The organism is Pseudidiomarina aestuarii (assembly GCF_048263735.1).
GTDB lineage: Bacteria > Pseudomonadota > Gammaproteobacteria > Enterobacterales > Alteromonadaceae > Pseudidiomarina > Pseudidiomarina aestuarii_B.
Window position 1 is genome coordinate 127527 of the sequence record NZ_JBLXDX010000001.1, and the last position, 20673, is coordinate 148199.

21 protein-coding genes are annotated in these 20673 nt (G+C 49.7%); 9 read left to right on the plus strand and 12 right to left on the minus strand.

Features of this window, described 5'->3' with window-relative positions; translation table 11 throughout:
- Window positions 1–187: 187 nt before the first annotated feature.
- From pspF to putP, 7 genes are read left to right on the plus strand one after another with little or no spacing between them, the layout of a single operon-like run.
- Window positions 188–1285 (plus strand): phage shock protein operon transcriptional activator, encoded by a 1098-nt coding sequence (gene pspF / locus ACN0S4_RS00585; RefSeq protein WP_417655814.1) that lies wholly within the window; start codon window positions 188–190, stop codon window positions 1283–1285.
- On the plus strand, window positions 1285–2952 hold the full coding sequence (locus tag ACN0S4_RS00590; protein ID WP_417655815.1) for an ABC transporter substrate-binding protein: 1668 nt from the start codon (window positions 1285–1287) through the stop codon (window positions 2950–2952). Before pspF ends, ACN0S4_RS00590 begins: the two co-directional genes overlap by 1 nt.
- Window positions 2949–3980 carry an ABC transporter permease subunit gene (locus ACN0S4_RS00595; protein WP_417655816.1) on the plus strand — a complete coding sequence of 344 codons (1032 nt, stop codon included), beginning with the start codon at window positions 2949–2951 and terminating at the stop codon, window positions 3978–3980. The genes ACN0S4_RS00590 and ACN0S4_RS00595 overlap by 4 nt, the downstream gene beginning before the upstream one ends.
- Window positions 3967–4863 carry an ABC transporter permease subunit gene (locus ACN0S4_RS00600; protein WP_417655817.1) on the plus strand — a complete coding sequence of 299 codons (897 nt, stop codon included), beginning with the start codon at window positions 3967–3969 and terminating at the stop codon, window positions 4861–4863. The genes ACN0S4_RS00595 and ACN0S4_RS00600 overlap by 14 nt, the downstream gene beginning before the upstream one ends.
- Window positions 4860–5855 carry an oligopeptide/dipeptide ABC transporter ATP-binding protein gene (locus ACN0S4_RS00605; RefSeq protein WP_417655818.1) on the plus strand — a complete coding sequence of 332 codons (996 nt, stop codon included), beginning with the start codon at window positions 4860–4862 and terminating at the stop codon, window positions 5853–5855. Before ACN0S4_RS00600 ends, ACN0S4_RS00605 begins: the two co-directional genes overlap by 4 nt.
- Entirely contained in the window at window positions 5848–6663 is an 816-nt protein-coding gene (locus tag ACN0S4_RS00610; protein WP_417655819.1) for an ATP-binding cassette domain-containing protein, read from the plus strand. Before ACN0S4_RS00605 ends, ACN0S4_RS00610 begins: the two co-directional genes overlap by 8 nt.
- A 4-nt stretch (window positions 6664–6667) precedes the next feature.
- Complete coding sequence (gene putP / locus ACN0S4_RS00615) at window positions 6668–8188, plus strand: sodium/proline symporter PutP (RefSeq protein WP_417655820.1); 1521 nt, start codon at window positions 6668–6670, stop codon at window positions 8186–8188.
- 91 nt (window positions 8189–8279) lie between these two features.
- Here the strand turns inward: putP and ACN0S4_RS00620 are convergent, their stop codons facing one another.
- From ACN0S4_RS00620 to ACN0S4_RS00630, 3 genes are read right to left on the minus strand one after another with little or no spacing between them, the layout of a single operon-like run.
- On the minus strand, window positions 8280–9293 hold the full coding sequence (locus tag ACN0S4_RS00620; RefSeq protein ID WP_417655821.1) for a patatin-like phospholipase family protein: 1014 nt from the start codon (window positions 9291–9293) through the stop codon (window positions 8280–8282).
- Window positions 9294–9306: 13 nt separating this feature from the next.
- Window positions 9307–10374: a recombinase RecA gene (recA, locus tag ACN0S4_RS00625; RefSeq protein WP_417655822.1), complete on the minus strand. Its 1068-nt coding sequence runs from the start codon at window positions 10372–10374 to the stop codon at window positions 9307–9309.
- Between the two features lie 46 nt (window positions 10375–10420).
- Entirely contained in the window at window positions 10421–10912 is a 492-nt protein-coding gene (locus ACN0S4_RS00630) for a CinA family protein (protein ID WP_417655823.1), read from the minus strand.
- 50 nt (window positions 10913–10962) lie between these two features.
- On the opposite strand from ACN0S4_RS00630, the gene mutS reads away from it, so the two are divergent.
- Window positions 10963–13533: a DNA mismatch repair protein MutS gene (gene mutS, locus ACN0S4_RS00635; RefSeq protein ID WP_417655824.1), complete on the plus strand. Its 2571-nt coding sequence runs from the start codon at window positions 10963–10965 to the stop codon at window positions 13531–13533.
- Window positions 13534–13537: 4 nt separating this feature from the next.
- Here mutS and rpoS read toward each other — a convergent pair whose 3' ends face one another.
- The 9 genes from rpoS to ftsB are packed head-to-tail and all read right to left on the minus strand — an operon-like array spanning window position 13538 to window position 19883.
- Window positions 13538–14512 carry an RNA polymerase sigma factor RpoS gene (gene rpoS, locus ACN0S4_RS00640; RefSeq protein ID WP_417655825.1) on the minus strand — a complete coding sequence of 325 codons (975 nt, stop codon included), beginning with the start codon at window positions 14510–14512 and terminating at the stop codon, window positions 13538–13540.
- The gene (locus ACN0S4_RS00645; RefSeq protein ID WP_417655826.1) at window positions 14509–15336 is read right to left on the minus strand and encodes a peptidoglycan DD-metalloendopeptidase family protein; all 828 of its coding nucleotides are present in this window, start codon (window positions 15334–15336) and stop codon (window positions 14509–14511) included. Before ACN0S4_RS00645 ends, rpoS begins: the two co-directional genes overlap by 4 nt.
- Before the next feature lie 22 nt (window positions 15337–15358).
- Window positions 15359–15937: a YqaA family protein gene (locus ACN0S4_RS00650; protein ID WP_417655827.1), complete on the minus strand. Its 579-nt coding sequence runs from the start codon at window positions 15935–15937 to the stop codon at window positions 15359–15361.
- Window positions 15934–16569, minus strand: coding sequence for a protein-L-isoaspartate(D-aspartate) O-methyltransferase (locus ACN0S4_RS00655; RefSeq protein ID WP_417656541.1), 636 nt, complete (start codon window positions 16567–16569; stop codon window positions 15934–15936). Before ACN0S4_RS00655 ends, ACN0S4_RS00650 begins: the two co-directional genes overlap by 4 nt.
- A complete protein-coding gene (gene surE, locus ACN0S4_RS00660; RefSeq protein ID WP_417655828.1) occupies window positions 16569–17324 on the minus strand; it encodes a 5'/3'-nucleotidase SurE in 756 nt (251 codons plus the stop codon). The genes ACN0S4_RS00655 and surE overlap by 1 nt, the downstream gene beginning before the upstream one ends.
- A 14-nt stretch (window positions 17325–17338) precedes the next feature.
- Window positions 17339–18421: a tRNA pseudouridine(13) synthase TruD gene (gene truD, locus ACN0S4_RS00665; protein ID WP_417655829.1), complete on the minus strand. Its 1083-nt coding sequence runs from the start codon at window positions 18419–18421 to the stop codon at window positions 17339–17341.
- On the minus strand, window positions 18411–18902 hold the full coding sequence (ispF, locus tag ACN0S4_RS00670) for a 2-C-methyl-D-erythritol 2,4-cyclodiphosphate synthase (protein WP_417656542.1): 492 nt from the start codon (window positions 18900–18902) through the stop codon (window positions 18411–18413). The genes truD and ispF overlap by 11 nt, the downstream gene beginning before the upstream one ends.
- A complete protein-coding gene (ispD, locus tag ACN0S4_RS00675; RefSeq protein ID WP_417655830.1) occupies window positions 18899–19600 on the minus strand; it encodes a 2-C-methyl-D-erythritol 4-phosphate cytidylyltransferase in 702 nt (233 codons plus the stop codon). Before ispD ends, ispF begins: the two co-directional genes overlap by 4 nt.
- A 1-nt stretch (window position 19601) precedes the next feature.
- Entirely contained in the window at window positions 19602–19883 is a 282-nt protein-coding gene (gene ftsB / locus ACN0S4_RS00680) for a cell division protein FtsB (RefSeq protein WP_417655831.1), read from the minus strand.
- A 65-nt stretch (window positions 19884–19948) separates the two neighbouring features.
- Here ftsB and ACN0S4_RS00685 point away from each other — a divergent pair, with 65 nt between their 5' ends.
- Window positions 19949–20671, plus strand: coding sequence for a sulfite exporter TauE/SafE family protein (locus ACN0S4_RS00685; protein ID WP_417655832.1), 723 nt, complete (start codon window positions 19949–19951; stop codon window positions 20669–20671).
- Window positions 20672–20673: the final 2 nt, after the last annotated feature.

The following is a 20673-nucleotide window of genomic DNA, read 5'->3' on the forward strand; positions in this document are numbered from 1 at the left end:
TGCCAACTTTTAAAAAATGCTCCTAATCGCCTGTTTTATTGAGTTTTTGGCCAGTCAGGAGAAAAACAGTTTGACGCCTGTCGGTAATGAAATACACTAATATTTAGCCAAATTCACTAAAAACGTTTCGTTCTCGGAAATGGCAAGCTGAACGAACGCAATAATAACGATAAGTGTGGTGCTTCGCATGAGCCGATTCCGTGATAACGACAATCTCATCGGTCAAGCTAACAGCTTTCTCCAAGTTTTAGAGCAAGTGTCACAAATTGCTCCTCTCGACAAACCTGTTCTGATTATTGGCGAACGGGGTACTGGTAAAGAACTCATTGCTGCCCGGTTGCACTTTTTATCACAACGTTGGGAACAAGCCTACGTGAAATTAAATTGTGCGGCACTGAGTGAGTCGTTGCTGGAGAGTGAACTGTTCGGACACGAGCAAGGCGCTTTTACCGGCGCCCAGAAACGTCACGAAGGCCGCTTCGAGCGCGCCGATAGCGGCACCCTCTTCCTAGATGAACTCGCCAATACTTCTGCATTAGTACAAGAGAAAATTTTGCGGGTGATTGAGTATGGTGAGTTTGAACGCGTGGGTGGCAAAACCACGGTAAAGGTCGATACACGACTGATTGCTGCGACCAATGAAGACCTCCCTGAACTGGCTGCGCAAGGTAAATTCCGAGCAGATTTGTTAGATCGTCTCGCGTTTGACGTCATCACCCTGCCACCACTGCGCGAGCGTCGTGACGATATTCTCATGTTGGCCGAACATTTTGCGATTCAGATGGCCCGTGAGCTGGGCTATGAACTGTTTAGTGGCTTTACTGAAGCCGCGCAACGCGTATTACTGGATTACCAATGGCCAGGCAATGTGCGCGAATTAAAAAATGTAGTCGAACGTTCGGTTTATCGACTCGGAAGCGGTCAAATTCCAGTTTCAGACATTGTTTTAGACCCTTTTGATAGTCCATATCGACCCAAGCCTGCGGCACATCGAAAATCGCCGGCAACATCCACAGATAGGTCCGCAACAGAGCGCACAGACACCCCACCAGCACCTAATGAGAAAACTGTTTCGGAAACTGTTGCCGTCGCACCGGAAATCGACTTCACTTCGAGTACTTTGGATTTTAAAGAGTTGACGGCTGACTATGAGGTTCATGTACTTAAGCAAGCGTTACAATTTGCGCAATTTAATCAGAAAAAGACCGCAGAACTACTAGGTCTGACCTATCATCAATTGCGTGGTTATTTAAAAAAGTATGCCTTACTTGAGGGACAAGCATAATGGGGATCCAGCGGTTGTGGCTGGTTATCGGTTGCTGCTGCGTTGTAGCAGCCTGCAGTTATCCTGAGCAGCAACCGGAGCCACTCCGACATGGACTCGTTTACTGTGCTGAGGGTAATCCCGAGAGTTTCAATCCGCAACTCGGTACATCTGGTACCACCATAGACGCGACATCGGCTCAGCTCTATGATCGCTTGATCGACTATGATGCCGAGCGGCAACAGTTCGAGCCGGCATTAGCACTGTCGTGGCAAGCTTTAGATAACGGTCAGCGCTATCGTTTTGAGCTTCGCAAGGATGTCCAGTTTCACCAAACGCAATGGTTTACGCCAACACGGCACTTCTCGGCTGAAGACGTTCTCTTTAGTTTTAATCGATGGCTACAACCCGAGCACCCGTATCATTCAGTGGGCGGTGGTAGCTATCCATTCTTCAATTCTAGTGGTCTCATTCATTTAATTGAGCACGTTGAAGCTATTGATTCACACACCATCGATATCCATTTAGCGCAAGCTGACAGCTCGTTTCTCGCGAATATGGCCACTGACTTTGCAGTCATTCTCTCGGCCGAGTATGGCGCCAATTTGCTGCATGCGAGTACGCCAGAAGCTATTGATCGACAACCCGTAGGTACTGGACCTTTTCGTTTCGTCGAGTTTCGCAAAGATATCAGTATTCGTTATTACCGGCATGAAAACTATTGGCGCAAACCTCCCGGAATTCGCCAACTGGTGTATACCATTACACCCAACGCCAACAAACGCATGTTGAAGCTACTCACCGGTGAATGTGATGTTATTCCTTATCCGTTGGTCGACAAATTAGCCGAATTCTCGACCGATACAGAAATAGAAGTGCAATCGGCGGTTAATCCCAATATCGCCTTTTGGGCTTTTAATACGGAACGGCCACCCTTCGACCAACCGCTGGTCCGTCAAGCGCTAGCACATGCGATTAATCGTCCCGCTATTATTCAGACCATTTACGATGGTAACGCACGTCTAGCAACCGGCGTCTTGCCAGAAACCTCATGGGCGTTTAGTGAAGAAGACCAAACCTATCCGTTTGATCCAGAGCGAGCCCGCGCACTACTGGCTGAAGCTGGCTATGCCGATGGCTTTTCGATGTCAATTTGGGCCATGCCCGTGCAACGCGCCTACAATCCGAATGCTGAGCGTATGGCGGAACTGATTCAGTCTGATTTAGCGCGGGTCGGTATCAGCGCAACGATGGTGACCTATGAATGGAACACATTCCGGCGTCGGTTAGCCAATGGCGAACATGACAGCGTCTTGATTGGTTGGGTTGCCGATAATGCCGATCCGGATAATTTTTTCCGACCCATCTTGAGCTGTGCCGCAAAAGCATCGGGTAACAATCGAGCCAATTGGTGTGACCCCGAATTTGATCAATTGTTGATTGATGCCATCAGTGCGACGAACCGCGATCAACGCGTTAATCTATATCAAGATATTGAGCGAGCAATCACGCAAGCTGTGCCGCTAGTCCCCATTGCCAACTCGTTGCGGTTTCAAGCACAACGAGCCGACATCGAAGGGGTTGAATTACCGCCCTATGGTGGGCTCAGCTTTCGCCGTGCAAGTCGAATTCAAGAACCACAACCAACTACAGATCAGCCTGTAAACGTAACGGAGGAGCAACCATGATTCGCTATACATTGCGACGCGTTGTCTTATTTCTGTTTACGTTGTGGTTGTTAACCTTATTTCTGTTCGCGCTCAATTTCTCCTTCCCAGGTGACCCGCTGACAAACATGACCGGTATCGCAGACAACACCAGCGAGGCTTATCGACTAGCCGCTGAACAACGTCAGTTTGGTGGTACTCTCATTGAGCAGTACTTAGGCTTTATCCAGCAACTCATTCAAGGTAACTGGGGGCAGTCCCTAGTTACCGAACGGCCGGTATTCGAAGACGGTTTAACCGCTCTCGGGGCGTCGTTAGAATTAAGTTTACTGGCCATGTTGGTTGCCTTTGTGTTTGGCGCACCGTTAGGTATTTACGCCGCGATTCAACAACGCGGCTTCTTGGACCGTGTGATTATGGGCTCTGGTCTCAGCGCCTATTCAATCCCCGTTTTCTGGCTGGCGCAGCTGTGTATCCTCTTATTTGCCGTGAAGCTTGGTTGGGCACCGATTTCGAGCCAAATTAATCCGCTCTACGATGTGCCGACGACCACAGGCGCAATATTGATCGATATCAGTATTTCCGACTACGAATATAAGCAAGCCGCATTGCGAGACGCACTGAATCACTTATGGCTGCCGGTCGCAGTGCTCGCCATCATGCCATTGACGATGTTGATGCGGATTACACGCAACGCGATGTTAGATGTACTGTCACACAATTACATTCGTGCCGCACGAGCACGAGGCTTAAGTGAAACTCGCATTTTGCTCCGGCACAGTATTCCGAACTCCATGCAGCCGGTGGTGCGCCAGTTAGGCCTGCAATTTAGTATGTTGATGAGTAACCTGATTGTGACCGAGGTCATTTTTAATTGGCCCGGCGTTGGCAGTTGGTTGGTCAAAGCAATCTATGAGCGCGACTATCCGGTTCTGCAAGCAGGACTCCTGATGTTTGCAACGCTGATTCTTTTCGTCAATGTAGCCGTCGAACTCTTCCACGCTTGGCGTTACCCACAGGTTCGTAAGGAGTTGTATGCCGAGCACTAATATTTATTATCAGTATCGCGAACCATCGCCTCTGCGTGCCATTTGGGTGTTAATGAATAACAACCCTTTTGCAGTTGCGGCACTTTACGTGTTTGGCTTTATTTTACTGGTCATGCTGCTATCACCGATTATTGTGCCGCACGACCCCGACTACCAATATGCTGATGCCGTGTTGCAGTCTCCATCGTGGCAGCAAGATGGACAAATTCGTTTTCTGTTCGGCACCGATGACTTGGGGCGCGATCTACTCTCACGCATTATTGCGGGCTCAGTCTACAGTCTGGGCTACCCAATTCTGGCGGTATTTATTGCGGCAGTCATCGGCAGTAGCATTGGCGCTTGGGCAGGTATGAGTCGGGGCGTTCAGTCCTCGACTCTCAATCACCTACTCGACGTTATTCTGTCGATTCCGTCGTTACTACTAGCCTTGGTGATTATCGCAATTGTAGGGCCATCGCTGTTTAATGTGATGATTGCCATCACACTGGTGTTGATTCCGCAGTTCATTCACAGCGTCCACAATGCAATATATGAAGAGCGTTACAAAGAGTATGTGACCGCGTCGCGCCTCAACGGTTGCAGCCGCTGGTATATTCTGACGCGTGTTATCGCGCCCAATATTACCACTGTGATTGTCATGCAAGTGACCATTGCCTTGTCCACAGCAATCCTCGACATTGCTGCACTGGGCTTCCTTGGCCTTGGTGTGCAATCCCCAGCACCTGAGTGGGGATCGATGCTGGCGCGTAGCCTCGATCAAGTCTACCTCTCACCATGGACAATGATTTTGCCGGGAATCGCCCTATTTTTGACGATTTTGGCCATCAACGTGCTCGGCGATAGTATTCGAGCCGCTATCCAAGAACGGGTTCGTAGCTCATGAGTATTTTAGATATTCGCAATCTCACTATCGAACTCGAAACATCAGCCGGCGTGGTGAAAGTAGTCGATAAACTGAGCCTACAAATTGCCGAAGGCGAAATTCATACCTTGGTTGGTGAATCAGGCTCCGGTAAAAGTTTACTCGCGAAGGCAATTCTCGGTTTTATTAATCCGCGTTGGCGGATCACAGCCGACCGATTGTGGTGGCGCCATTATGACCTACTCGCTCTGAATCCAGCGCAACGTCGACTGGTAACCGGCCGCGACATGGCCATGATTTTTCAGAATCCGGGCAGTTACCTCGACCCCAATTCCAAGGTGGGTGAACAACTTCGTGAATTGATTCCAGCGGGCGAACTGAAGGGACTCTACTTGCGTCGAAAAGCTGACCGACAAACACGCGCAGAACGATTACTGCATCGCGTCGGCATTAAAGAAGCCAAGAGCATCATGGACTCCTACCCTTACGAACTTTCCGAGGGCTTGGCACAAAAAGTCAGTATCGCAATGGCTATCGCGCACAATCCGAAGTTGTTAATTGCAGACGAACCTACCACTGCGATGGAGCCCAATACTCGCGCACAAATTTATCGCTTACTGGCCAAGCTAAGCGCGAGTCAGAGCATGTCCATCTTAATGATCACCCAAGATTTGACGTCCATTATTCCAGAAAGTCAGCGTATTTCACTGGTGTACTGCGGACAATTGATGGAGGCAGGTCCAACTGAGACTGTCCTCACCAAGCCGGCACACCCGTATACAGAAGCAATGTTGAGCATGAGCTTATTCGGTCAAACTGCGGCACCCAAAACACGATTACCCACGCTCACGGGGGCCATTCCGACATTGCAGCATTTACCGATTGGCTGTCGCTTAGGTCCACGTTGCCCTTATGCTCGCCAAGCTTGCGTGAATACACCACGATTGAGCAAAGTGAAGCAGCAACAGTACGCCTGTCATTTTCCAATTATCGAGGTCGCTAGTGATGACTAAGCTACTCGAACTAAAGAATGTATCGAAGTACTACGTACATAAAGATGGCTGGCTGCCGGGGCGCAAAATTTGTGCACTCGAACCTCTCACATTAACGCTCGAACGTGGCGAGACTCTTGCTATTATGGGGGAAACGGGTTCAGGTAAATCTACTATAGCCAAACTCATTGCTGGTGCTGAAAAGCCCTCCACGGGTGAAATCTATCTCAATGGACAACTCTTAGATCCTCGTAATTACCGCCAGCGCAGTCGTCATATTCGGATGATTTTCCAAGACAGTTTACGCTCGCTCAATCCGCAAACGACTATTGGACGGCAATTATCGGAAGCCCTCCTCTTTAATACTACTTTGACGAGTGAGGAGCAGCGTGACCACGTCATGTTGACACTGCGTAAAGTGGGTTTATTGCCTGATCATTATCACTTCTATCCACATATGCTTTCGAGTGGACAACAGCAACGGGTCTGCATCGCTCGTGCCATTATCGTAGACCCACAGATCATCGTTGCCGATGAAGCCTTTGTTTCGCTCGATCCATCCATTCGAGCTCAAATCATTAATTTGATTTTAGATCTTCAGGACGATATGAGTATTTCGTTCATTTTCGTGTCGCATTCGGCGGAGATCGTGAAACATGTCGCAGACAAGATCTTGATTATGCATCATGGTAAACTAGTCGAGTTTGGTTCAACTCAAACGATGATGTTACAGCCTCAAGAACAATTAACACGGTTGCTGTTGCAAACCGATTTGCAAAACAACGTCACGGCTGCAACATCGTCATCACACTCAACAACACAGGAGTAATGCTTTGGAAACAGGTACGCTTATTTCATTAGCGCTCTATTTCATAGCGATGCTAGGTATTGGTCTCTATGCCTATAAAACATCCACCGACGATGTATCCGGTTATATGCTCGGAGGCCGATCATTAGGCCCTGGTGTGACTGCTCTCAGTGCCGGCGCCTCAGATATGAGTGGCTGGATGCTGATGGGCCTACCCGGCGCCATTTACGTCTCTGGTGTTTCACAACTTTGGATAGCGGTCGGTCTCATTGTCGGTGCGTGGCTTAATTATTTAATCGTCGCGCCGCGACTGCGGATGTACACCGAGGTCGCAAACGACTCAATTACTATTCCTGATTTCTTCGCCAATCGATTCGACGATCGTTCGCGCGCTTTGCGGGTATTCTCATCACTCGTCATTATCGTGTTCTTTACCTTATATACCTCGGCCAGCTTGGTCGCCGGTGGTAAGTTGTTCGATAGCTCCTTTGGTATGGATTATAGTACGGGCCTCTGGGTCACGGCTGGGGTGGTTTGTGCTTATACCCTGTTCGGGGGCTTCTTAGCCGTGAGCATGACCGACTTCGTGCAAGGCTGTATCATGATCGTTGCTCTCGTCTTGGTACCTATTGTTGCGATCTTTGATCTCGGTGGTATGACGCAAGTTACCAGTACCGTACGTGATATCAATCCAGATTTTCTGAGTTTCTTTAGGGACGGAGCCATCGCCGACTCTATGGTGAACCAACTGTCGTTCCTCGGCATCATTTCACTACTCGCCTGGGGCTTGGGATACTTTGGACAACCGCATATTATCGTTCGCTTTATGGCGATTCGTTCGGTGAAAGACATTCCTACTGCACGTCGTATTGGCGTGACGTGGATGGTAATTTCAATTATTGGTGCTATGGTGACGGGCTTTGTTGGGATCGCCTACGTTGCTGAAACGCGGATGACGCTTCCTGATCCAGAGACGATTTTCATTATCTTCTCGCAGTTCCTGTTCCACCCGCTGATTGGTGGGTTCCTCTTAGCAGCAATTCTTGCGGCTATTATGAGCACCATTTCATCGCAGTTGTTGGTCACATCGAGCTCGCTGACAGAAGATTTCTATAAAGCATTCTTACGTCGCGACGCATCTGATCGTGAACTCGTTCGAGTGGGGCGTATTTCAGTCTTGGTGGTCTCATTAGTCGCTATTTACTTAGCGTGGGATCCTGACTCGACTATTCTGGGTCTTGTTGCGAACGCTTGGGCTGGCTTTGGTGCTGCGTTTGGACCTGTGATCATTCTGAGCTTGTATTGGAAGCGTATGAATCGACACGGTGCTTTAGCAGGCATGCTGATTGGTGCAGCAACGGTTCTGTTCTGGATATACGCACCAGTGCTCGCGGATGGTCAAACGCTTTCGAGCGTTGTGTACGAAATCATCCCAGGATTTATTCTATGTACCTTTGCTATCGTGGTCGTCAGCTTACTAACTGCACCACCGATACAATCACAGCAAGATACTTTTGCAGAAATGGAAAAACGACTGAAGAACTAGTCTAGTAAGTACAAAAAGGCCCAGATGTGATGAGCATCTGGGCTTTTTTGTGAACAATGAACGGTTAATAGAAAAAAGAAAAATAAGAAGGCTAGCCGCGGCGTTCAACGTATTGTGCCAACTCGTCCATGATAAAACTTTCCATTTTCATCGTTGTTTCATAGCCGACTTCAATGGCTTCAGTGCCTCGTTCAAACTCCAGCAATCCAATATGACCTAACTTGGGCTGAATAAGAACATCCGGCGGATCACCGGCTATCCGTGCCTTGGTAATACGCTCCTGCATAATATCAATCGCACCCGACATGACACCTAACATGCCAGGTGCCTTATGATCAGGACCATTAAACTTATCTTTGACAGAGTCCCAATATTGCGAACTGGTGCTAATGAAGTTTTTAAAGAAGCCTTCGTCATGGTCATTATCAGGCTCATTAGAATCCATCTCAGAAGGATTTGGAGCCTTTTGACCATGAATATCAGCCATTGGATTCACCTGCAAATGCGACTGTGGCGCACGATGCTTTTTACGGGTTTCCACACCTGAGGTAGTCAATTGAGAATTCAAATGAACCGCAATCACAAAATCAGCTCCAAGCGCTCGACACAGGGAAACAGGAACAGGATTGACCAAAGCGCCATCCACCATCCAACGTCCTTCGTGAGCAGTTGGTGCCAAGAGTCCTGGCATGGCGCATGATGCACGTGCGGCATGGTAGACGTCACCAGCTCGAATCCACACCTCGCGCCCCGTATACAAATCGGTCGCGACTGCACCAAAAGTCACCGGCAGATCTTCAATATCTACTGCACCGAAGCGCTCTCGAGCATGGCCGAATACTTTCTCACCTTGAATAATTCCGCCGTGGCTGATTCCGAAATCAAGCAAATTCCAAACCTGCCACCGCCCCATGTCTTGAACCCATTCTTCAAGTTCTTCTATGCGACCAGAAGCAAAACCGGCCCCCACTAGGGAGCCGATTGAAGTGCCAGCGACAATATTTACTTCGATCCCCATCTCTTGTAGTGCCTTTAAAACACCTATATGAGACCAGCCTCGCGCAGCTCCTGAACCTAGAGCTACGGCTACTTTCGCGTATTGCATGTTACTCAGTCCATTAAATTAAATCGTCATCCATTAAATCTACATCATCTGCAGCCGATGTGGTATCCACAGCTTTCTTTTCACCTTTCACTGGCTTCGCTAGGAGCTGCTCACGAATCAGACCTTCGATTTCTTGTGCAATCTTAGTGTTCTCGGACAAAAATTTGATCGAGTTGGCTTTACCTTGACCAATTTTATCGCCCTTGTAGCTATACCAAGCACCTGATTTATCGACGATCTTCTGCTTGACGCCTAAATCAATCAACTCGCCCTCTTTCGAGATACCTGAGCCGTACATGATTTGGAATTCAGCTTGCTTGAACGGTGGCGCAACTTTGTTTTTAACAACCTTCACTCGGGTCTCGTTACCTACCACCTCGTCACCTTCTTTCACCGCACCAATGCGACGAATGTCCAGACGAACTGACGAGTAGAATTTCAGCGCGTTCCCGCCTGTGGTTGTTTCTGGATTCCCAAACATCACACCAATTTTCATCCGAATTTGGTTGATGAAAATACACATGCTGTTTGATTTTTTGATATTCGCCGTCAACTTCCGTAACGCTTGTGACATCAGTCGTGCCTGAAGGCCCACATGACTATCACCCATATCGCCTTCAATTTCTGCTTTCGGCGTTAATGCGGCAACCGAGTCGACAATCACAATATCAACTGCTCCAGAGCGCACTAACATATCGCAAATCTCGAGTGCTTGTTCACCGGTGTCCGGCTGTGAAATCAATAAGTCCGCAACATTGACGCCGAGCTTCTCTGCATAAATTGGATCTAACGCATGCTCAGCATCAACAAACGCACAGGTTTTCCCTTTCTTCTGGGCTTCTGCAATAACCTGCAAAGTTAAGGTCGTTTTACCACTCGACTCAGGACCATATATCTCTACCACTCGACCAAACGGTAAACCGCCGATACCCAACGCAATATCGAGACTGAGTGAACCGGTTGATACCGCCTCAATATCTAACGTTTGGTTGTCTCCCAAACGCATAATCGACCCTTTACCAAATTGACGTTCAATTTGACTTAATGCTGCGTCTAAAGCTTTTTGTTTATCGTTGCTCATGATAGTGTCCGTGTTGTTGAGACGTTGATTTGAGTATACTGTATTTTTATACAGTATCAAGTATTTTTTTATACCCCTGTAATGCTTCCTCAATCGTGGCTTGTCGCACCGCCTCGCGGTCACCTGGGAAAACCTTCGACCAAGTCACACACTGGTCTGCCCAAGCCAACCCGAACCAAACTAAGCCTACGGGTTTTTCTGCAGTGCCGCCATCCGGTCCGGCGATACCGGTTACAGCGATAGCACAGTCCACCTGCGTACGCTCTAGTGCTCCTAGTGCCATGGCTGCGGCCACTTCACTCGATACGGCACCAAACCGCTGAAGGTCTTCGGCAGGAACGCCTAACAGCCGTTGCTTCAGTTCATTACTGTAGGTAATCAAGCCACCCTCGAGCCATGCAGAGCTACCTGCTATGGCGCTAATAGCATAGCCGATTCCTCCGGCTGAACAGGATTCAGCGGTGGCCACTCGCCAGTTTTTTTGTTGCAGCCACAGCCCGAATTGCGCTGCTAATTCTGTTGTGGATTGTGCTAACATGACACCATTCAACTCCGCGGATAATCGACTCTATACGGATAATAACAGGCATGTCGAACGCTACAACACCAGCTTCAAATTTTTCATCGCATACACCCATGATGCAACAATATCTGCGCATCAAAGCAGAGCATCCTGACACTTTATTGTTCTATCGGATGGGTGATTTCTACGAATTATTCTATGCCGATGCACAACGAGCTGCCCAGTTACTCGATATTTCCCTGACCAAACGCGGTGCCAGTAATGGCCAGCCAATTCCCATGGCTGGCGTCCCCTATCATGCCGCGGAAGGCTACCTTGCTCGACTCCTGCAGTTAGGTGAATCTGTCGCAATCTGCGAGCAAATTGGTGACCCTGCCACCAGCAAAGGGCCAGTGGAGCGGCAAGTGGTTCGCATTCTGACTCCGGGGACGCTGACGGATGAAGCTCTGCTGAACGAAGATGAAGATCAACCGTTGGTGGCCATTCAGCCACATGCAGACGGACTAGCCATCGCATCACTAACCATGGCTAACGGTCGCTTCACCATTGTTGAAGTGAACAGCCTCGATGAAGGCCGCGCAGAACTTGAACGTTTGCATCCGGCCGAACTGCTCTATCCAGATACCTGGGAATTACCGGCTACCTTGCAGCTACGTTGCTGCTTGCGCCGTCGTCCCGATTGGGAGTTTGATCGAGATACCGCACAAGCACTGCTCAAGCGGCAATTTCAAGTACAACATCTGGATGGTTTTGATGTAAGCCATCTTCCTGCAGCTTTGGGTTCTGCAGGCGCTTTATTGAGCTATGTTCGGACCACCCAGCGTGGTGCGCTGCCGCATATTCAGTCGATTGTTGCCGAACATTTACACGATACCATTATGCTCGACGCGACAACTCGTCGAAACTTAGAGATCGTGGATTCGTTGAGCGGTCAGCCAACAGCGCTGGTCGATGTCCTCAACCAAACGCACACAGCGATGGGCGGACGATTATTACGACGCTGGTTGCAACGGCCACTGCGAAATCATCGCCATTTACAAACTCGTTACGACGCAGTCTCAGCATTACAACAGCTACCCGCAGCAACACTCCAAGAATCACTCCGTGCTATTGGTGATCTAGAGCGGGTTCTCACCCGGGTTGCCTTACGTACCGCGAGACCCCGTGATTTAACGCGGATACGAGCGGCGTTCACGGCATTACCCGACTTGCACGATCAATTAGCGACGCCAGCACTAGAGCATTGGCATCAAGCAATGTCGCTACAACCTGACTTGGTTGCTTTACTCGAGCGTGCACTCGTTGACCAACCACCGCAGCTGATTCGTGATGGTGGCGTGATTGCTGATGGCTATGACGACGAACTTGATGAGCAACGCGGTCTCGCTGCTGGAGCCACTGATTTTCTGCAACATATTGAGCAACGTGAGCGCGCGCGAACGGGAATTCATACATTGAAGGTGGGCTACAACCGTGTGCATGGCTATTACCTCGAGGCAAGTCGCGCAGCTAGCCATCAAATCCCAGCAGATTACCAACGCCGACAAACCCTGAAGAATGCCGAGCGGTATATCATTCCGGAACTCAAAACCTACGAGGATAAAGTACTGCAGAGTCAAAGCCGCGCCTTGGCCCGAGAAAAATGGTTGTATGAACAACTCCTCGAGCGCATTGCTGAGCCTTTGCCACAGCTGCAACAAACCGCACAGGCCATTGCCGAAATTGACGTCCTCAACAGCTTTGCGAGGCAAGCTGAAGAATACCATTATGTAGCCCCAGAGCTCACCGCAGAAGCAACAACCATTCAGATACGTCGTGGTCGTCATCCGGTTATCGAGACGGTGAGTTCAGAACCTTTCATCGCCAATGATGCGGATTTATCGTCAAACCAGCGGTTGCTGTTGATTACCGGCCCTAATATGGGTGGTAAATCAACGTACATGCGGCAAATAGCATTGCTCACTATCATGGCGCACTGTGGGAGTTTTGTGCCTGCGGAAGCTGCCTCATTTGGTCCTATTGACCGTATTTTCACCCGTATTGGCGCCTCTGATGATTTAGCTTCTGGGCGTTCTACGTTTATGGTGGAAATGACTGAGGCCGCGACGATTTTGCACAATGCAACCGCACAAAGCTTGGTTTTAATGGATGAAATTGGCCGTGGCACCTCTACCTATGATGGTTTAGCTCTGGCATGGGCTTGCGCAGAAACACTACTGCAAAAAAATCGGGCGCTCACACTATTTGCTACGCATTACTTTGAGTTAACGCAAACGGTTGGGGCGGAAAACGGTGCTGTAAACTTGCATGTGGAAGCCGTTGAACACGGTGATTCCATTGCCTTTAAACATCAAGTCGTCAAGGGCGCGGCGAGTAAAAGTTTTGGCGTTCATGTGGCACAGCTGGCGGGTATTCCAAAAGCTGTCATTGTCGGAGCCCGGAAGCATCTCCAAACGTTGGAGGAGAAGTCTTTAGCAGCTGTGCCAACACCAACGCAGCAGCCCAAACAGCAGGTAACACATCCTGTAGTTCAGGCTCTGCAGGAACTCAACATCAACGAGCTGACACCATTAGCCGCTTTACAGCAACTCGAGCTCTTACAGCGCCTGGCGACGGAACAGCAACGAGATGATTAGAAAATCAGTTCCGATGAAACAGCGCGTCCAAGCTTAAACCTTGTTGCCGCAGCATATCGCGTAATCGACGCAGCGCTTCAACCTGAATCTGTCTGACCCGTTCACGAGTGAGGCCAATTTCTCGACCAACATCTTCTAGAGTTGCAGGCTCGTGCCCCATTAAGCCGAATCGACGGGCCAGCACTTCACGTTGTTTGGTGTTTAAATTGGCCAGCCAATCGATAATATGTTCGCGGAGGTCGTTATCTTGCAGCACCCCCTCCGGACCGAAGTCGTTCTCATCAGATAACATATCGACCAAAGCTTTGTCATTGTCACTTCCACCCATGGGTGTATCAACTGACGACACGCGTTCATTCAGTCGTAGCATCCGGCTGACTTCTGCTACCGAGACATCCATTTTGGCTGCAATGTCCTCAGCGGTTGGCTCATGGTCAAGGGTATGGGCTAGTTCGCGCGAAGCACGCAGGTAAGAATTAAGCTCTTTCACCACATGAATAGGGAGGCGGATAGTACGGGTTTGATTCATGATGGCACGTTCGATGGTCTGCCGAATCCACCAAGTCGCGTATGTTGAAAAACGAAATCCACGCTCTGGATCAAATTTCTCGACAGCACGAATGAGACCTAAATTACCCTCTTCGACTAGATCAAGTAATGCCAAGCCACGGTTAGTATAGCGTCGAGCAATTTTTACTACTAAGCGCAAATTGCTCTCGATCATTCGCGCGCGCGCCTTCGCATCACCTTTACGTGCCAAGCGAGAAAAATAAACTTCTTCCTCCGCGGTCAATAACGGCGAAAACCCTATTTCGCTCAGATACAACTGTGTTGCATCCATCTTCCGTTGATTGTTGACTCGACTCGCAATAATTTCGTCGAACTCACTCTCATCGTCAGACTCAGCTTCAGCCTGCTGCATTGCAGACGTCAGGTCTTGTTCATCGATATCCTCGATGTCATCTTGACTTCGACTCATTGTGCCCCCCGAGGCAAATAATGCCTTGGATTTACCGACTTTCCACGGAATCTAACTTCGAAATGAAGTTTGACGCGCTCCGCGTCGGTGTCCCCCATTTTGGCAATTTCATCACCCACCTGCACCCACTGTTGCTCTTTGACGAGCAATTCTGAATTATGAGCGTAGGCCGTTATGTAATCATCGTTATGTTTCAAAATGATTAAATTGCCGTATCCCTTCAACGCATTGCCAGCATAAACCACTTTACCTGCAGCAGCAGCGAGGACGGAATCACCTTTAGCTCCGCCAAAATCTAAACCTTTATTACCAGCCTCGGTCGTTGAGAATTCTCGGATAACCGAACCAGATGCAGGCCAGCGCCAAACAATGTCTTTACTGGCTGGAAGTACTTCTACAGGCTTAGGTAATACCTTTGGTTTGCTAATATTTTGTTTATATTTAACATCAACATACTCTTTATTCGTTGCTGAATCAACGGTCTTAGGGGGAGATTTTAGCGCTGAACGGTCGACTTCTTGCGCTGGTTGACGGTCAGATTGCTGGCTGCTCGGTCGGGTAGTCACGGGCTGCCTTTGCAACCGGAGTTCTTGTCCGGGGTAGATCAGATAGGGGTCAGCTAACTGATTGAGACGTGCCAATTCACGCACGTCTATATTGGCTCGAAACGCTATTGAATACAGTGTGTCACCGCGCATTACGGTATACGTGGGTGCTGTTAATGAGGCACGTTCATAATCATAGATAGAGGAGCCTGTATAGACTCTTTTGACCGGTGCAGCATCCTCTCGCTGCGCGCAGCCGACGCCAGTCAGCACGCACATCGCAGTAATCAGAAGGGTTCTCTTAACGTGTCCATACATAAGCAATTATGGCGATAATCACCATCCCCCAACCAATCCGATCCACGTAGGTTCGCAACTTAACAGCCATGATCGGACCGCCGGTGCGCAATAGCCAAGCGACCAAGAAGAAACGCAACCCTCGACTAATCAATGAGCCCATGACGAACGGAATAAATGCAACTTGCAGCATACCACCCGTTACCGTGAACAGTTTATAAGGCAACGGTGAAAAGCCAGCAATGAAAATAATCCAAAAACCATAATCCTGAAACCATTGGGTCACTGTGGCGAGCTTGTCCTGATAGCCTGCCCATTCAACCAGTGGCAACACAATAGGTTCAAATGCAAACCAACCGAGCAGATAGCCCGCAATACCGCCTAATACAGAGGCTATAGTCGTGATACCAGCAAAGAACCAAGCGCGTTTCGGCTGCGTCATCGCCATCGGTGCCAACATCACATCAGGAGGAATCGGGAAAATCACCGACTCAGAAAAGCTTAAAGCAGCAAGAATGGCTGGTGCGCGACGATGCTGTGACCATTGAAGAACGCGGTCATAGAGCCAGCTAAACAACTTCATGCCAGTGCTCCCGGGACCAAAGGCACAAACTTCACGTCACCCAATTGCTTTTGTTCATAACTATCGCCAAAGCGCCGAACCACATGGAGTGCTTGCCGCTCGGTGCCAACGGGGATGATCAGTACACCGCCATCCGCTAATTGATCCAACAGTGCTTGCGGAATAGATTGTGCCGCAGCGGTGACAATAATGCCGTCAAACGGTGACTTGCTAGACCACCCCTGCCAACCATCACCATGGCGCATTTGAATATTATGCAGATCGAGATTTTTAAGCCGACGCTTCGCTTGGTACTGCAACTCAGCAATACGTTCAACGGAATAAACGCGCTCCACTAGTTGCGCTAACACGGCGGTTTGATAGCCGCTGCCGGTACCTATTTCTAATACCTTTTGACAGTGATGCTGCATCAGCAACTGCGTCATTGACGCCACCATCAGCGGTTGCGAAATAGTCTGTCCTTTGCCAATCGGTAATGCGGTGTTTTCATAGGCTTTGTGTGCCAATGACTCTGGCATAAACTGATGCCGAGGAGTGGTCTCAATCACCCGCAAAACATCTGGATCGCTAATACCTTGCTGACGCAACAATGTCGCTAAACGTCGCGCCATTCCTTGGAAATTCTGGATCATCATGGTGCCGTTTTACTCAACCACTGATTCAACGTTTCTTGATGTGACTTCGCCGTCATATCAAGGCTTATCGGCGTTACCGATACGTAGCCTTCTTTCACTGCATGGAAATCGGTGCCCTCAGCATCATCCTGCTGACCACCAATTGGCCCATACCAATAGATATCGCGACCGAATGGGTCACGGTCATGTACCATGGTTTCTGCGCGATGGCGACGGCCTAAACGCGTTACCCGGATACCTTTCAACTGATCATAAGGTACTGAAGGCACATTGATGTTCAGGATTGTATCCATGCGCAATGGCTCATCGGCCATGCGACTCACAATTTCAGCAACAACCTGCGCTGCTGTTTCATAGTAATCATGACCACGCGAGCCCATCGAAACGGCTATGGATGGAAGCCCCATGTAACGCCCTTCCATTGCTGCGGCTACAGTACCCGAATAGAGCACATCATCACCCATATTCGGACCGTCATTGATGCCCGACACCACTAAATCGACATCGTCGGCTAATGGCGAATTGGTGCCCAAATGCACGCAGTCAGTGGGGGTGCCATTTAACGAGTAAAAACCATTCGGTAGCCGTTGAACCCGCAGCGGATTGTGCAGCGTCAGTGAATTACTGGCGCCACTGCAATTCCGGTCCGGTGCTATGACCCGAACCTGAGCGATTTCTTTTAATGCCGCATGCAATGCTTCTATGCCTGGCGCATGAACACCGTCATCGTTACTGACTAATAACTTCATCATGTTGTTTTACCTTTTTAATCGTCGCTCAATTCTACTGCGGCATCAGGATTTGCTTTTGCATTCGTTAGTTGCACTATTTCACGCAATAAACTGGTCGCAAAGGCACCTGCATCCAAACTAAACTCTACTACTAGGGTATTCGCATCAATCTGTTGGTGCTGCGCATCACGCGGGAATGCGAGCAAGGGCCGACGTGCAGCTTCCACCCGTTGCTGACGCAACCCTTGCACCCAAAATTCATCGCAGCAGGAGCGCTCGAACTGCGCAATCTCACTATCGTTAAGCTGCTTCTCATCACCGACTAAAGGCCCTGTCAGATGCACATCTCCAGAGGCCATTCGATTCAGTAACTCTGCGTCAACCTGCTCCACTCGAAATACGGAACGGTTGCCCGCTAAGCCCAACACATCGCCCACTTCTGGCAGCAATCGCTGCGTGCTCACGCGCGCGGAGGTGACTTGATTAAACAGCAGACTGCGCACGCTGGATAACAGAAAACTTTGTTGGTTACGGTTTACTCTATACTTTCGGCCAGCCTCAAACCAGCGTTTTGCCTTGGCAATATTGGCACCATCGCGACCAAAACGTTGCTCGCCGAAATAATTGGGGAAACCAGACTCAACAACCCGTTGCCAACGTTCCAACAAGGCTTCCATATTCTGCACATCGGTCAGACGAATGCGAAAACGATTGCCGTCATGAAAGCCTAATCGTAGCTTTTTCGGCTGCAGCACCGCTCGCTCAACGGCAAATTCAGCATGGTGTAGCTCTTCCCAAGCAAGTAGCGCTTGCCCCGGTAGTTGCACTGAAAACCATTGCCACGTTTCCGCGTGACGATCTTTCAGCCCAGCATAACTGACTTGCCGCGGTGAAACGCCTGCAAAAGCAGCGAGTTGCTCGGCCACGAATACGGTATTCGCTCCTTTCTTGCGCACCCATAGCCACTGATGTTCACCTTCGCCGTCCGTGCTAGGTGGTGTTAGTTGTTCAATGACTTGAAAATGCTCGGGCTCTTGCCGAAAAATTGCTGTCGCTAGCGGTTGCCCGTGCAAATAAGCTAACTGCTGATACCACTGATTAAACGCTTCAGAATCCACTCGGTCTCGACTCCAGTAACACGACTACGTGGCAGGCTATGCCCTCTTCACGACCGACAAAACCAAGCTTCTCGGTGGTCGTTGCTTTCACGTTGACCTGCTGTGTTTGTGCATTTAATAACGCGGCAATGCGGTTACACATCGCGGCTATGTGGGGTGCCATTTTAGGTGCTTGCGCAACAATCGTCACATCCACATTGCCCAATTGGTAGCCTTGTTCTTGCACAAGTGCGAAAGCATGTTGCAGTAACTTGGCGCTGTCTGCCCCAGCATACTGCGGATCGGTATCAGGGAAATGACGACCAATATCACCCAGCGCCACGGCGCCGAGTAACGCATCTGTAACCGCGTGCAACACCACATCACCGTCAGAGTGAGCAATCAGTCCTTGATGATGCGGAACTTCAACACCGCCCAGTAATAATGGTTTCGTACCACCGAATTTATGAACATCGTAGCCGTGCCCAATTCGCATAGTTATTCCTGTAATATATCGGGTAATAAAGCTGCCGCAATGACCTCGTCACCGGGCTGCGTAATCTTGATATTCGTTCGTCGCCCCATCACTAATCGTGGCTGTAAGCCCAGCGCTTCAATCGCCGATGCTTCGTCCGTTAAATGTGGGTCATCCAGGCCTATCATTCGCCATGCATCCAAGAGCACGGAAATCGCGAAAACTTGTGGTGTTAATGCTTGCCACAGTCCGTCACGCGGCACCGTCTCTAATGCATAGCCACTAGCACTACCGCGCTTGATGGTATCAGCCACCGGGAGAGCTAGCAGAGCACCTGCGCTGTGTTCCAGGCCATGTTCAATCACTGCTGCCAATTCACTGCGAGCAAGACAAGGACGTGCCGCGTCGTGAACCGCTACATATCGATATCCAGCGCGCTGGGCTGCGGTAACACCCGCGGCAACGGATTGCGCGCGTGTGGCACCCCCTTCGACTCGAATTACCGGAATCGTCAGATCCATTTCGAGTTGCGCAAACCAGGTATCATCACTGGCAGTGGCAACAAATACAGCACCGATGCGCGGGTCACGCGCCATCGCGCGGATACTGTGCTCAAGCACAGTGGCGTCACCGATATGGAGATATTGTTTTGGGATGGCAGCTTGCATTCGCTGACCAATTCCGGCCGCGGGGATCACGGCTGCGACCGATTGTTGTTTCGTCATGCTATTGAGTTTTTGTTGGCACCACGCGAAAGAAGGTTTCTTGGCGTTTTATCAGTCCGAGCTCGTTTCGAGCACGTTCTTCGAGCGCTGCTTCACCTTCGCGAAGATCGGCGATTTCGGCAGCCAACACCTGATTCCGCTGTTCGAGTCGGTGATTCGTTTCGGCTTGTCGAGAAACTTCCTGCTGCGTACGCCAGTAATCTGGCAAACTATTTTTGCCAAACCACAGCCGATATTGCAGGCCAATCAGTAAGCATAAAAACAGTAATTTCAACAGTCGCATCGGTTTCCCGCTCGAGTTTTCTGTTAGTATACGCACTCCAAACCAGAAGCCCAAGTACTATCCGAATGCCTATAGACTATTTGCTTGCAGCCTTGATTATGTTTGCCGGTGCCCTGCTACAGGGTATCACCGGATTTGGCTCTGGCTTGGTCGCAGTCCCGCTACTTTCCTTGCTACTGCCACTGACACTCATTACACCGACGTTGTCGATTGTCAATTTACTGCTGGCCGGCTTCCTCTATTTAAAACTGCACAGCTACGTGACTATTCGCGACTGGCGGCCACTGCTCGTGGCGGGAATTGGTGGTAGTTTGATCGGCACGGTTGCACTCGCTCACATTCAATTAGATTGGTTGCAACGGGGAATGGCTGTGTTCGTTGTGCTGGTGGGCATTCTGCTGTGGACTGGCGTACGCTTTCAATTGCCACCCACACAGAGGAATCAGAGTTGGATTGGCATTCTCGCTGGATTCAGTAATGGTGCATTAACTCTGGGTGGACCGCCCATTGTCTTATTCCTGAGTAATCAACAACTCGCTATATTGACCTTTCGTGCAACCCTTACCGTGTTCTTCCTTGCTTTGGCGACGACCAACGTCCTCTCCTTTACGCTGCAAGGGCGCTATACCACGGATATGTGGTCGTGGCTTATGGTACTGGTGGTGAGCGCGCTTGTGGGCGCTTGGTGTGGTCACAAAGTGAGCTTACAGCTGCCTGAAAAGTGGTTTCGCCACTTAACCTTGAGCGTTGTTATCGGTGCGGGTTTGTTAGTGTTACTGCGCTGGTAACG

Coding starts and splice junctions, on each gene's coding strand:
- ACN0S4_RS00650 (WP_417655827.1), bottom strand. CDS start 15,937: ATGAAGTTGTTTAGCTGGCTCTATGACCGCGTTCTTCAATGGTCACAG.
- ACN0S4_RS00630 (WP_417655823.1), bottom strand. CDS start 10,912: ATGTTAGCACAATCCACAACAGAATTAGCAGCGCAATTCGGGCTGTGG.
- rpoS (WP_417655825.1), bottom strand. CDS start 14,512: ATGAGTCGAAGTCAAGATGACATCGAGGATATCGATGAACAAGACCTG.
- ACN0S4_RS00590 (WP_417655815.1), top strand. CDS start 1,285: ATGGGGATCCAGCGGTTGTGGCTGGTTATCGGTTGCTGCTGCGTTGTA.
- ACN0S4_RS00595 (WP_417655816.1), top strand. CDS start 2,949: ATGATTCGCTATACATTGCGACGCGTTGTCTTATTTCTGTTTACGTTG.
- surE (WP_417655828.1), bottom strand. CDS start 17,324: ATGATGAAGTTATTAGTCAGTAACGATGACGGTGTTCATGCGCCAGGC.
- ftsB (WP_417655831.1), bottom strand. CDS start 19,883: ATGCGACTGTTGAAATTACTGTTTTTATGCTTACTGATTGGCCTGCAA.
- ACN0S4_RS00600 (WP_417655817.1), top strand. CDS start 3,967: ATGCCGAGCACTAATATTTATTATCAGTATCGCGAACCATCGCCTCTG.
- ACN0S4_RS00655 (WP_417656541.1), bottom strand. CDS start 16,569: ATGATCCAGAATTTCCAAGGAATGGCGCGACGTTTAGCGACATTGTTG.
- recA (WP_417655822.1), bottom strand. CDS start 10,374: ATGAGCAACGATAAACAAAAAGCTTTAGACGCAGCATTAAGTCAAATT.
- ACN0S4_RS00605 (WP_417655818.1), top strand. CDS start 4,860: ATGAGTATTTTAGATATTCGCAATCTCACTATCGAACTCGAAACATCA.
- ACN0S4_RS00620 (WP_417655821.1), bottom strand. CDS start 9,293: ATGCAATACGCGAAAGTAGCCGTAGCTCTAGGTTCAGGAGCTGCGCGA.
- ACN0S4_RS00610 (WP_417655819.1), top strand. CDS start 5,848: ATGACTAAGCTACTCGAACTAAAGAATGTATCGAAGTACTACGTACAT.
- ACN0S4_RS00645 (WP_417655826.1), bottom strand. CDS start 15,336: ATGTGCGTGCTGACTGGCGTCGGCTGCGCGCAGCGAGAGGATGCTGCA.
- pspF (WP_417655814.1), top strand. CDS start 188: ATGAGCCGATTCCGTGATAACGACAATCTCATCGGTCAAGCTAACAGC.
- ispD (WP_417655830.1), bottom strand. CDS start 19,600: ATGACGAAACAACAATCGGTCGCAGCCGTGATCCCCGCGGCCGGAATT.
- mutS (WP_417655824.1), top strand. CDS start 10,963: ATGTCGAACGCTACAACACCAGCTTCAAATTTTTCATCGCATACACCC.
- ACN0S4_RS00685 (WP_417655832.1), top strand. CDS start 19,949: ATGCCTATAGACTATTTGCTTGCAGCCTTGATTATGTTTGCCGGTGCC.